The organism is Blautia sp. NSJ-175 (genome assembly GCF_022867815.1).
Classification (GTDB): Bacteria; Bacillota; Clostridia; order Lachnospirales; family Lachnospiraceae; genus Blautia; species Blautia celeris.
On sequence record NZ_JALIFQ010000012.1, the window covers coordinates 1 to 12,521 of the forward strand.

A 12,521-nucleotide genomic window follows, 5' to 3' on the forward strand; every position below is an offset into this window, starting at 1 on the left:
AGCACAAGTTCATACTGCGATATTTGTGTAGCCTTTGTCTGATTATCAAGGAATTTCACAGCAACTTTGACTTTCACATTGTCCCCGTCCTTTGTAAAGATAGGGTTTACCAGTTCAGCATAAATGTAGTCCCTGCCGATAGGCTCAAGCACATTTCCCGATACATAGTAGGCAAGCTCTTTTTCTGTGGCTGTCGGGTACAGCTTAAAGAATGTTTCAAGAAATGCAGTAGCGTCATTGACGGTATCAGCGTCTACACTTGCATTTGCTTCTGGTGTCTTAGGCTCATAATCTGATTTCTCGATTGCTGGTGCAAGGGTAGGGTTCTGAACGATTACCATATCCCCGTCAGCGTCTACATGGACTTTTACGGTATAGGTTGCTTTCACATTGCTTGTCTGTTCTCCCTCTTTTATCTGCTGATCCACTTCGTAGGTAGCAGAAAAAGTGTCCGTTCCCGACTGTTCAATACTCCATACAATCACATCTGTAACTGTGGAGCTGGTCGGTATATCGGTTCTAATGGTATCCACATTCAAGTCCTGCAATTCCTTTGTCAGATAACCGCTGATTGCCTGCGTCCTTGCTTCAATCGCTTCTTTGCTGTTACTCCATGTGTAGTAGGGCTTTGCAAAGTTCTTCACAAAATTTTCTATCCCGTTGGTGTCCTGCAAGCGAAGCTCTATGATTTCTTTTTCATGGGTCGTGTGCTGGTCGATAGCCGTAAAATTCTTATACGCCCCAAAGCTCACGCTTGCGATAAGCACCACCCACAATGCAATCACGGATTTTTTATGTGTGCCTACCTTGAAAGTACGCACCTTTTTTTCTTTGGGTTCTTTGATAGTTTCTGTCTGTTTCTTATTCTTTCTAAACATGATGAAATCCTCACTTTCTATTGTTTTACTCGTCCTGCACCGATTAAGTGCTGTTGCCAGTAACTACTACTTAGGTCTGCATATCCTATCGGGTCGCCTGCGTGGTACATCTGTGTCGGCGAAACAAGAATACCGACGTGTGTTACATAACTTCCAGCGTTATAGGTAGAATGGAAAAATACCAAGTCCCCAGCCTTTGCCTGCGAAAGTGGAAGATGTTGGGTTGCGTCATACTGTGCTTGTGCGGTTCTCGGTAAGGAGATACCAGCTTTTCCATAGCACCATTGCGTCAGTCCCGAACAGTCAAAAGAAGTGTTGGGATTGCTACCGCCATACACATATTTCCAGCCTTGATATTTTAACGCTTCATTCATGACCTTTTGTGCCAGCTCTCCCGATACCTGCGGAACAGTTAAATACTGATTGACTAATTCGACGTAAAATTGATTGCCATGCTGATACCGCCAACCCCCGTTCTTCGCAACGGCTATCGGGTTGGTGTAGGTTACTTTCTTTCCACCCGATTTCTCACGGGCGAAGCTCTCTGCAAGGTTAAAGGTGTGTTTCTTTCCTTTTCCTGCCACATATCCCACATAACCACCGCCATAGTTATAGGACTGTATCGCTACATTCAAATCGTCGATACCTTGATTTTTACAGGAAGAAAGCAGGGACGCAAAATACTTACACCCCTGCTTGATTGAGCTTTCCGTATCTAAAGAGTTGGGCGGTAAACCAAGACTTTCTGAACTCTGCATAACATCTTCTGCCGTACCGCCACTTTCTACTTGAATGATAGCCAGTAGCACGTTGACATACTCGGAGATACCGTTTTCTCTGGCGTATTTTTCCACCATAGGCTGATGTTTCAAGACTTCTGCGGATAAATTCATACCCGTAATGCCAGAAGAAAAGTTGCTGTTCTCGTCGTCGCTGTCCGCACTAATGAGGACACCAAAGAAAAGGACTATGGAAAAGAGGATAGGAAACAGACTGCCAATAAGAGCGATATGTTTCAGTTTCATTTTTTCTTCTGTCCTTTCTTCGTTACAAGGTTACGGTTCTTTTCGGTATGTTCCGTTGTACGCTTTGATTGTTCAAAGGTCTGTTTCTTTGTAGTACGCTCTGCTTTGTAATTCTGGCGTGTTTCCTGCGATACTACTTTTTCTACATTCTGCCTATGTACTGGCTGTGCAGGCTGGGTCGCTTTCTTATCAGAAGCACCAGAAGATAACGGACGCTCTTTCACAACATTTGTCTTGACTGGTTCACTTGCTTTTGAAGTGGTCGCTGTGGCAGGACGTTTCACTTCCTGCATTTTTTCCGCACTCGGCTTTGGAATGGTTGAAGCTGTGGCTGGTCGCTCATGGGGACGGGTAGCTCCCGTTGTCGCTGATCCGTCCGTCTTTCTTTGTCTTGCTTCTTGTGCCTTTTGAAGCTCCATACGTTTGTCAGCGATATTCTGTCTATGCTGTTCCTGCTTTTCCAAGCGTCCCGTCTGTCTGGACTGCTGTTCCTGCACCATGCCACGCTTGAAGTCTGATACGCTGGACTTTGCCTTTTCCTTTGCGGAATACACCGCATAAGCGGTCTGTGTCGGCATATCCTTGATATTCTCTTTGACAGCGTTAGCCTTGTCTTTCACTTTATTTTTCGTATCTAAGACAGCACCCACCTTTGAGCCTGCACGCTGTCCCATGCTGGAAGTGGTATTGCCCCGATTTTCTTTAGAAGCCGTATTTTTTCTTTCGGCTCTCTTGCCAGCAACGGCACTTCCAGCTACCGCACCAGCCACACCACCCGAAATACCGCCAGCACTTACCGCCCTTGCAATACGGTGTTCCATACGCCTAGCCCTATGTCGCATAAACAGATACGGTCTGCGGAAAATTCTTCGTCCCATGTTTTGACTGTCGCCAGCATTAAGTGAGAACATACTCATTAAGTCGCCCAGTTTCATATAGATACCAGCAAAACACACTATCTGCAAGAACGCCACCATAAAGAACGGGTAGTCTGTGGAGATGTTATAAAACATACTGGAAATGCTGAACGCCACCGTTACAATGAGCGTTATTCCTGCCCGTGTCATTATGGTATTAAATACCCTCACGATTGCCTGCTTTGCCATGCTTTCATAGCTCGGTATCATGGAAAGTAGAAAGCTGATAGGTAAAAACATTGCAAAGATAATAAAGAGTATCTGGCTGAACAACATCATACCCGTAAGCAAGAATACAAATATCGTGATACCTAAGTTAAAGAATAGCAGGAAGAACACCATACCTAAACGGTTTACGACCTGCGGTATCGTCAGATTGTTGTTGTCATTGTCCTCGATTTCTGTTTTCACGACTTCCTCTCTGGTCTTGCCGTCCTCGTCCTCTGGACTTACTGATACCAGAGCTTCTACACGGTCTGTCCCGATTTCCTCTGCGTTGCTGTTACCAAATTGAAGCAAGAGCCACGGCTGTTCCACTTGAATGGAAAACAAGCTGTCCCGTATCAAGTCCACGCTGTCCTTGCCCTCGCTGTCAGAGTTAGGGAGCATGATTTTTGTTCCCAAGTCCAAAGAAGCGGTACTGATGTCTGATGAAAATTCATTTATCTTCTTGATGTAATCGGGAGCGTAGGCAATAAAGGAAGCGGACAACACGAACACCACCACAAAGTTAATAACAGCGTGAAGTGCCTTGCTGGTTTCGCGTTTGATAAGTCCCGTATAGGCAACATAAAGTCCCACTATTAAGATAATGAGAAGCAGGAAACCGACATAGAAGCCCGTAGAAGAAAAGCCGTTCTCGGTAACGCCTGCAAGGGTCTGTATGCTTTGTCCGATACTGTCTGCCATATCGTTAATAAAATCAAGTTTGTATGCTTCCTGCACCACATAGCCCGTAGCATTGCTTAAATAAAGGCTTATCGTCCAGACAAAATTGGTAATGCAGTAAAGTCCGTACTGCACCGATTTTCCGATACCGTCCAGCCAGTTCCATGGCAACCACGACCAGCTATTATCCACATAAAAATCAAGCTGGTAATTCGACAGCGGATATTTTGAGTAAAGATTTTCTGCGTTTATGGTATCGTCCACAAGCCCCGTCGCATGAGCCACCGTCCCCAGAAGTGAGAGCAGGATAAGGGAGAGTGCCACGACAAACAGAGCCATTTTGAGAAAGTGAAGTATCTTCCTTTTTGTGAACGCACCTTTTATCCTTTCTTTCATCACTCCACCTCATTTCTCTGTACGGGCGGTCTGGTATCAAAGGCGTGTAGCAGTTCTTCAAAGACTGGGTGTATCTGCACCACACCGACACGCCCGTATAAGTCCTGCAATAAGCATTGTCCGTTCTCCAAATCACGCAAGCGTTTCTGGTTGTTCTCGTCGTCCTTGTCGATACCGAAAAATTCTAAGGTCTGCTTTATCTCGTTGATGTCAGTAGAACGAAAGGCAAACTTCAAGCCGATATTGTTTTTCAGACTTTCCTTTGACACGTCGCCAGAAGATTGTGTAACAAAATAGACGCCTGCCTGCATAGCTCGTCCAGCACGCACCAGCTTATTTGATAAAGTTTCGCCTTGTGCCACATTTAAGAACGCCCACGCTTCGTCAAGGTCTACAATCTTAAAAATGCTTCTGTCTGAATGGATAAAATCAAGGGCAAAGGTACTAATCACAATCAGCATAGACACCGACAATAATTCAATGGTCGTGTATTCCTCAAATGTTGTATCCTTATCTGGTAATACTAAGTCCGCTACTTGAATGATATTGAGTTGGTTATCCAGACTGATTGCATTTTCCACCGTACCGTCTGAAAACAGCAGGTGTGCAAAGTCGTAGTCCGTGAAGCTGTCGATATGTTCTGCGATATTTCTTGATATGGGTGTATCTTCACGGCGTAGCTCGTCTATCACATGGAGCAAGCCCCGACTGTCGCTCTGGGTAACGGAGCGTACCGCCTTACGAAGTACAGGGAATTTTTCGCCGTCCCTAGAGGAAATACCCGTAAGGAATGTTAAGATGTCGATTGCCAGACTTTCAGCGTCTTTTACATTCTTCATAATCACGAACGGGTCAAGAAGTCCTGCATTGTCCTTGTCGCTGGTAAGGTTTACGATATTGATTTCATGGGCGATTTCTGGGAGCGTTTCTTTCCAGTTGCCCCTCTCAGCTTTGGGGTCTAAAATGACTGCTTGACCGCCAAACAGCACCGCATAATATACCAGAAGATTGTTGCAGAATGACTTTCCACCGCCAAGCGAACCGACAAAAGCAGAAGCAAGAGCGTTTGTTACTGTACCTTTTACACCCTGCGAAGCTAACGACGGTTGCAGGTACACATTTCTTCCCGTATCAACGGAATAGCCCATATAGATACCCGTAGTTTCCCCTAACTGCTGGGTCGCACCAAAACCAAGACCTGCCAAGAAATCTGATTTTACATACTGCACGTAGTCATTGATATATCGCTTGCTGGCAGGAAGAAATTCAGAATGAAGCCCCAGCATATCCCCAGCAGGACGCACCAGCTTTACATTGAGGTCGTCGTAAAAATCTTTGACTTCATCACAACGGCGTTTTAATTCGTCCAAATCATCAGCCGATACACGCACTACATAAGAGAGCTTATACATACTTTCTTTTGTCTGGTCTAAGTCCGTTTCCAGCTCATCCACGCTGTCTAATGCGTCCACCACATTTGAGCTTGTTTCACTTCCTGCTTGATAAGCGTGATTGTCAAGGTCTTTCAATTCCTTTTTCTTGTTGCGGACGGTTGTTAATGCTTTACGGTTCTCCACGATTTCTACATTCATAGAAGTATCAACGGGGAATGTGAATTGCTGTTGCTGGAAATAGAAGATTTCAGACGACGGAAAATCAAGCTCGCCAACAATCGCATTGACGGTAAAGTAGGACACATAGCTTTCCCTGTCCTCATGTTCCAATCGCAAATACCGCTGGCTTTCCTCAATCACACACCTTGTCGGACGGATAAGGTCGTAGTATTTTATCAGCGTTTCTTTCTGTAATTTCTTCTTTGGTAGCTGGTACTCATAATCTTCATAGGCGATACCGTCCCTGCCGTAAAGATGTTCCATGAGATACCCAAAATCATGGATTTCCAAGCGACGCACCTTAAAGCGACGGGAGATTTTATTTTCCAGCAACTTTTCCATTTTCATATAACGGTTGATTTCATCATTCGGCATGGAAACAAAGTCATTCATCAGCGTGTGGTTCACTTCATGGAGAAATTCCTTGAATGTCAGCCACGCCGATTTTTTGATGTTCTTCAGATTGAGCTGTTCTTCCGTAACCATGAGCTTAAAGCCAAGAAAAAAGCGGTAGTCCACTTGATTGTCCCCAATCATTGATACTAACGCTTCGGTCTGTTCGTCTATCTTCTGGCAGGCAACTTCCTTTAATTTCCCCGTAACCAGCTTCTTTGACTGCTCCTGCATACTTCGTATTGAGCTTTCCGTTGCAATCTGCAACGCATGAATTTTTCCCTCACGGGACTGTGCGATAAGCTGTCGGAAACTGTCATGCACGATAAATTTCTGCTCTGCGGATAGGAAAGAATAGTTGTATGGTATCAGCTCATAATAAGCAAACACCTCATTGTCCTTATTCCAGACAAGGTTATTGTCAATATATTTTATCGGGAACATAGTTCACACTCCTTACTGCCGTGATTGTTTCATTGAGTATCTGCTTATGCAGTTTTACGGCTTTTCCTGCATAAGTGATTTTCGGTCGCAGGGCATAGGTTATCTGTGATTTCAAAAAGCTGTACGGCTTCTTTCCGTCAAAGGTTTTCTGCGACATAAACCATGTGAGAGCAACGGGAATACCAAAGTATTTGAGAAATGCTCCCTCAATCATGGAAAGTGGGGGAATATCCCCAAACAGAATAATGAGAAATTCCGTAATCACAAACCATGTAATCTGTGTAAAGGTAACGGGAAAGGGTAAGTTAAAGTCATTGATTGCATACAAGACTTTTTCCACGTTCCAGATACCCGTATAAGATTTAATCTTTTTCAAGTTCTTTCAGCTCCTTTCGTAAGTTTCTAAATAGAAAAGGACAGCCATTTTCAGACTGTCCCTTAAAGAGAAATACGCTGTCAGTAACAACAATGCTTGTCGCTGATCTTCCAGCGTTAATATGGTATCTCGCACATACCTCGGCTTGTTTCAATAAAGCAACCGCCCATATCCAAATCTCGCCCGTAGGCTTCATAGTCAATGTAATTCTGTAAGCTGGGTGGAATGTCCCCAAGTGCCTGCAATTCGTCTATGTAGTAATAGGCAACGTCTGTCATAGTTTCACAGTCGGGATAATAATAAATATCGTCCTTGTGTTCCACGACTTCTTCCAGCGTCCCGTAGTGGCTGATAAATTCGTCCAGACACTCTACAATATAGTCGGGAAGTTCCTCTATCATTTCATACATCTCATTGAGTTCTTCAATGGAAACATACTCGCCAATCGCAATGGGGAAGTTGTCGGTATCATGGATAGCGTATTCCTCATACTGTTCATTCAAGCCGATTTTTTCTTTCACATCTTCCTCGTCAATGGGGAACGTGAACCAAGCACCGACTAAATAGCCCTCATTGTATTTGCCAAGATTAGCAATGTAAACCGCCATATCATCAATCATAAGCACCACCTCATTTCCTACTCTGGCAGTTCAAAGATACCGTGTTCTGTTACTAAAAATTTCCCGTGTTCCTGCAAGTGAGAAGCGTAGGCTTCAAAGTCAAAGTAATATTCTTGACAGTCCTCGGATAAATGCTTAAATGTCGGGTCGTTCATCAGCTTTTGCCTTGCAACATCTATCATGCTTTTGCAGTCGGGATAAACCGTAATCACGTTCCTGCAAATATAAAGTGCTTCTAAATTTTCATACACGGTAAGAAGTGATACATATTCTTCCTGCATATCGCTTGAAAGCTGGCGGTACATAAAATCTAATTCGTTGAGCTGGTACACGCTTGTATGTTCGTGGACTTCATCAGCAAAGGGCAGTACCTTTTCGATAATGCGGTAATCCCCACTTTCTGCACCGACACCTAACTTTTCTTCAAACTCTGCAACATCTATCGGCAGGTCAAACCAGTATGATGTTGTTTCTTCGCCAGTTGTTCCTTTCGTTTCCACCAGCACCCTTGTTTCCTGCATTGTTCCTCACGTCCTTTCTGTTGTTTCATCACATCTTGTAAGGTCTGGTACGACATACCAAACACATATTTAGAAAAATCTTCTAACTGTCTTTCTTCATAATCGGCAGGGTTCAGTCGTTTCATTTCCTGCCACACCTTACGCTTGTAAGAGGGCAGGTCGGAAATATAATCACAGCCGACTTTCGTCTGCATATCCTTAAAAATATCGCTCATTTCATCACTCCAATCTAAAATTTAGGTAAGAAAAAAGCAGTCAATCCTAAGACTAACTGCTTTGTGTGTATGGATATGAAATTGTCAAACTGGGATTTATCAATATAAACTACCATGGAAAAATATAATAAAATACCAAAGTACTTAATACAATTCCGACAATATACATTTTTCTATAGTTTACTTTTTTGAAAAATATTATGGTAAACACAACAGCTCCTATAATATCCATTAACAACTGAAATAGGAATGTTTGATGTTCCAAAAAATAAATAAAAACTGCTATTGTTTCAGCAAATAATGCTCCTACTGGTAAAGAATATAATACTGAACTAAAAATATGTTCCCTATTCCAATAGTACAGAATAAATGCTGCTATTGCACAAGCGATTGACCAAACAGTAAACAATATGAATAGCCCAAAGCGGAATCCGCCGGAAAACATAGGTATAAACATTCCTAATATTGCTTGTAAAGCATAAAAACTTAATGTCATTCCAAACATATACAAGAACGAACTAATTCCTGCACAAATATTTGAGGTGCTTAACATAACGATGATAGTATTGGTAATAATCCAAAAACCAAACAATGTTTGAGGTGATGAAAAACTCCATAGTGTATCTGCGGGAAAATAATCTAACAGTCTACATATACACCCTACTAATATACCAATTACAAATATCGCTGTATAAGACTTATATGTATTTCTTAGTTTTATATTTGACACAATAGTTTTCCTCCTAAGTTCAAATTCATATTTGTCGTTTTCTTCATATCCATATTATATCACTCACATATTAGCACTACAATAAAATTTTATGCACCGATAATCTTGTTGAACAGCTCTAACAGTACATCTTTCACACCGCCGGCATTGAATACCAAGCCGACAGCAATCAAGGCAACTACCAAGAAGCCAATGAGCTTTGAAAACTCACGCTTGAACCCTAAGTAGATACCGATAACCACAATCGCCATAAGCACTAAGCTCTGTGCGTTTGATAAAAACCATTGATATAAATTTTGTCCGAAATTCATTTAATTGTCCTCGCTTTCTTTTAATTGTTCCATTTCATAGTCAGCTTCTTTGCCGACATTCAAAATACACATCAAGACTACGCCGATACCCATTCCCATAGATACCAGCAGGAAGTCTTTTAATAATACCCACATTTTTTATCACTCCTAACTTTCTACTAAATCTTTTGCAGGGGTCGTCTGCTGTTTGATTATCATTTCATGCTTTTCTGTGAGCTTTGCCTGCTGTTCGATTGTTTCCATGTAGTCTGTACCGTTTCCCTTATCAATCTTTTTCAGCATTTTTAAGGTCGGTGCTACCTGCCGTTGTACCCACCGCAATGTGCGGTCTAAGGTGTAAGGCTCTGGTTTTGTCGTCAGCTTCAAGCTCTGTCTGTTATCGCCGATAAACCAAGCCCAGCGGTCATTGAGCTTCCAGTCATTTTTTCGCTTGTCGGGTTCTTCATCAACAAACCGCACATACTGATTGATGATAGAAAAAGCGGTCTGTTCTGCGTCATAATAGGTCAGTAAATCTCGTACCGCATAATAGGCTCGTTCATTGCGAAGCCGTATTTCAAAACGGTTGATAATGTCGGCTTCTTCCAGAGGTGTCCCTAACTTGACGTACTGCTCATAGTCCTTTTCATAGATACAGAAATACACATCTGATTTCAGCGACCCAAGATAAAGGGTACGCCCCATATATTCTCTGTCGTCCTCTCTGTGCTTGATAAGCTCGCCCGACTGGTAAAACTTATAGCTTCTGGACTTTCCGATATATTCCCGTTTCCTGCATTTTTCCGCAAGCTCTGGAATATCCAAAATGCCCGTATGGTCGTTGATAGCAAGGTCGATACGCTTCATCACGCCACCGTCTATAAGTGCGTCCATAAGAAAGTCATACCAGCTTCTTTGCTGTGCCAGCAGGTAACTTTCAAACTGCCTGCAACCACGCCCCTTTAACTCTAAAAGGACACCTTTTTCTTCGTCAGCCGACGTATAGATAAAGATGTCCCCTAAAGAGTAATGCTCCGTATAACTGTAACGCCCGTAATTTTCATGGAGCATATAGTTGATATTCAGTTTTAATATATCTTTGATGATGTGCTGTATATCCAGCGTGGGAAAACGAATTTTCACATAATCAAACAGCATGGTAAGCGGTGCTTCTGGATTGAACTTTGCCAGTTCTTTATGCAGAGTATTCAGAAGTTCCTTTGACGGCTTCATTTTTCCGCTTTCTATCTTGTTGAGATATTCTCTTGTGATACCAGACGCCACCGCCAGCCTGCCTTGTGAGATACCGTAAGCAATCCGTTTTTCCCGTAATTCTTTTATCCATTGTTCTTCATTCAGAACCATACCCCCAATCTGTCAAGTGTGAAGTTTTTTAAGGCGACTTCACAGCCGATTTTTGCTAGGAAACCATGCGATAAGCCTTATGTTTCCTGTGTTTTTCGTCTATTGTCTATTTGCAAACGTACCCCTCTGTTAGATACCGAGGGGTTTTACCTGCTGGCGTGGCTTACGCCACACCAGCAACGGCTAGTCCGTGCCGTCGCCTTTCGCTTCGCACGTCGCCGTCCCGTCCTTCCTTGCTTGTGCAAGAGAGCAGATAGTCTGTAAAAAATCATGTCCTTTCGGGACTAAAGGCGTGTAAAATTCACTGATAACACTTGTTCCCACATCACAATAGCCACGCCCCTTGATACGCTTCTGGAAAAATTGCTTTTTCACATCTGAACCGAACAGCATACCGTAACCTAATTCGCTGATACGCCCAAGTCCCACACGGAAATTGAAGTTATCTCTGATACCGTCCGAGAAATACTTTGCGTCTGGACGCTGGCAGGCAACGATAAGGAAATAACCTGCTTGTCGTCCTAACATAACGATTTTCTTTAACTGGCTAAGTAAGCCCACGCTTTCTTTCGTCCCCAGCATTTCAAAAAATGCCACATATTCATCAAAGATAAGAAAGCAGGGAGGCAGTCCAAGATAGGCGTAGTTTTCGCCCGTCTTATAGTTCGGGTGTCGTTTCATTTCCTCGCTTCGTCGTACCATGCCCTCATAAAAGGCATTGACGCAATCTATCATTTCTTCTTTAGTATGGTAGACGTTTGGCATGACTGTTCCCAAGTCCGCAAGGTCGCTGTTCTTTGGGTCTAAAATGTAAAGGACAGCGTTTGTATGCAGTAAGGCTTCAATGAGCGTCAGCAGAAAATAGGTTTTACCGCCACCAGTCCCACCAGCAATCAGAGCGTGAGGGAGTGCGTCATATTCCCAGACAAGATTTTTCATCAGTCTAAGACAGCCATTTTCTGCCCGTACTTCATCAATGGTAATGCGGTTCGCTATCATATCATAAAGCAGGGTATATTCAATATAGCCGTCATGCAGGGTCTTGTCAGTCAGCTCGCAATACAAGCCACTTTCCAGCTTATCCTCTAACCGTAAAAGCTGGTCTTGATATTTTCCCAGCGTGATTTCACAGCGGATATGAAGCAAGCCTTTTTCCATTTGATAATAAATCTTTGGAAACCAGACGATTTTTTCCCTTGATCTGCTTTGCAGGTCAGTAAAAAAACCGCTGTCTTGTACGGTATCGGCTTCATACCACTTGTTTTCCAGTACCATTCTTGCCAGCTTTTGACGGTGCAGGAGCTTCTTGAAACTGTCGTAACAGAAGCGGTAATACCCAAAAGCGACCAATGCACAAACACCAGTCGCTATCAGTATAGTTATGAAGTTGTAAGGGCAAAGCGTCAAGCCGTTCTCTAACAAGCTGAAATGCTCCCAATCGGTACGCATGAGCTGTTTACTATTCAGTAGCAGGAGAACCGCCACGAATACAAACAGAAGCGTTCCTATGGAAAAGTGGTAAACAAGGTGCTTGTCGCTGGCTCTGATACGGTGTCCTTTATTCCAAATCTTACGCATAAAACAATCTCTCCTTTCTGTGTACGAAAAAAGCAGTCAATCCTAAGACTAACTGCTTTAAACTGTCTTTATTCAAAAATAAATATATCTTCTATCGGAGCTTTTACAGCTCTTGAAATATCTATTGCCAATTTAAGTGACGGATTATATTGTGCTTTTTCTAATCTCATAATAGTTTCACGACGAACACCTACAATGTCAGCGAGTTGTTCTTGTGTTAATTCTTGTGCTACACGATATTTTTTTAAATTACATACAAACTTTGCTTCCAT

At 42.9% G+C, this 12,521-nt stretch carries 14 protein-coding genes; all 14 read right to left on the bottom strand.

The genetic code is table 11. The features are described 5' to 3' along the window. A partial coding sequence (locus MUB35_RS18160) for a conjugal transfer protein (protein WP_244806578.1) occupies window positions 1-878 on the bottom strand: 878 nt, incomplete at its 3' end. Window positions 879-895: 17 nt separating this feature from the next. After that, window positions 896-1,903, bottom strand: a complete 1,008-nt coding sequence (locus MUB35_RS18165) for a C40 family peptidase (RefSeq protein WP_244806579.1) — start codon at window positions 1,901-1,903, stop codon at window positions 896-898. Continuing rightward, window positions 1,900-4,104, bottom strand: coding sequence for a CD3337/EF1877 family mobilome membrane protein (locus MUB35_RS18170; RefSeq protein WP_008787621.1), 2,205 nt, complete (start codon window positions 4,102-4,104; stop codon window positions 1,900-1,902). Before MUB35_RS18170 ends, MUB35_RS18165 begins: the two co-directional genes overlap by 4 nt. After that, window positions 4,104-6,554 (bottom strand): ATP-binding protein, encoded by a 2,451-nt coding sequence (locus MUB35_RS18175; RefSeq protein WP_008787620.1) that lies wholly within the window; start codon window positions 6,552-6,554, stop codon window positions 4,104-4,106. Before MUB35_RS18175 ends, MUB35_RS18170 begins: the two co-directional genes overlap by 1 nt. Next, window positions 6,532-6,930 carry a conjugal transfer protein gene (locus MUB35_RS18180; RefSeq protein WP_009243016.1) on the bottom strand — a complete coding sequence of 133 codons (399 nt, stop codon included), beginning with the start codon at window positions 6,928-6,930 and terminating at the stop codon, window positions 6,532-6,534. The genes MUB35_RS18175 and MUB35_RS18180 overlap by 23 nt, the downstream gene beginning before the upstream one ends. Window positions 6,931-7,046: 116 nt before the next feature. Next, the gene (locus MUB35_RS18185) at window positions 7,047-7,550 is read right to left on the bottom strand and encodes an antirestriction protein ArdA (RefSeq protein ID WP_002323345.1); all 504 of its coding nucleotides are present in this window, start codon (window positions 7,548-7,550) and stop codon (window positions 7,047-7,049) included. A 17-nt stretch (window positions 7,551-7,567) separates the two neighbouring features. Then, entirely contained in the window at window positions 7,568-8,071 is a 504-nt protein-coding gene (locus MUB35_RS18190; RefSeq protein ID WP_008787619.1) for an antirestriction protein ArdA, read from the bottom strand. Next, window positions 7,990-8,286 carry a hypothetical protein gene (locus MUB35_RS18195; RefSeq protein WP_008787618.1) on the bottom strand — a complete coding sequence of 99 codons (297 nt, stop codon included), beginning with the start codon at window positions 8,284-8,286 and terminating at the stop codon, window positions 7,990-7,992. Before MUB35_RS18195 ends, MUB35_RS18190 begins: the two co-directional genes overlap by 82 nt. A 109-nt stretch (window positions 8,287-8,395) precedes the next feature. Next, window positions 8,396-9,016: a hypothetical protein gene (locus tag MUB35_RS18200; protein ID WP_008787617.1), complete on the bottom strand. Its 621-nt coding sequence runs from the start codon at window positions 9,014-9,016 to the stop codon at window positions 8,396-8,398. A gap of 89 nt (window positions 9,017-9,105) precedes the next feature. Then, the gene (locus tag MUB35_RS18205; protein WP_002323342.1) at window positions 9,106-9,327 is read right to left on the bottom strand and encodes a hypothetical protein; all 222 of its coding nucleotides are present in this window, start codon (window positions 9,325-9,327) and stop codon (window positions 9,106-9,108) included. After that, window positions 9,328-9,462, bottom strand: coding sequence for a DUF3789 domain-containing protein (locus tag MUB35_RS18210; RefSeq protein ID WP_017143882.1), 135 nt, complete (start codon window positions 9,460-9,462; stop codon window positions 9,328-9,330). 12 nt (window positions 9,463-9,474) lie between these two features. Then, entirely contained in the window at window positions 9,475-10,671 is a 1,197-nt protein-coding gene (gene mobT / locus MUB35_RS18215) for a MobT family relaxase (protein WP_008787615.1), read from the bottom strand. A 183-nt stretch (window positions 10,672-10,854) separates the two neighbouring features. Then, window positions 10,855-12,249 carry an FtsK/SpoIIIE domain-containing protein gene (locus MUB35_RS18220; RefSeq protein WP_008787614.1) on the bottom strand — a complete coding sequence of 465 codons (1,395 nt, stop codon included), beginning with the start codon at window positions 12,247-12,249 and terminating at the stop codon, window positions 10,855-10,857. Between the two features lie 68 nt (window positions 12,250-12,317). Then, window positions 12,318-12,521, bottom strand: coding sequence for a helix-turn-helix transcriptional regulator (locus MUB35_RS18225; protein WP_008787613.1), 204 nt, complete (start codon window positions 12,519-12,521; stop codon window positions 12,318-12,320).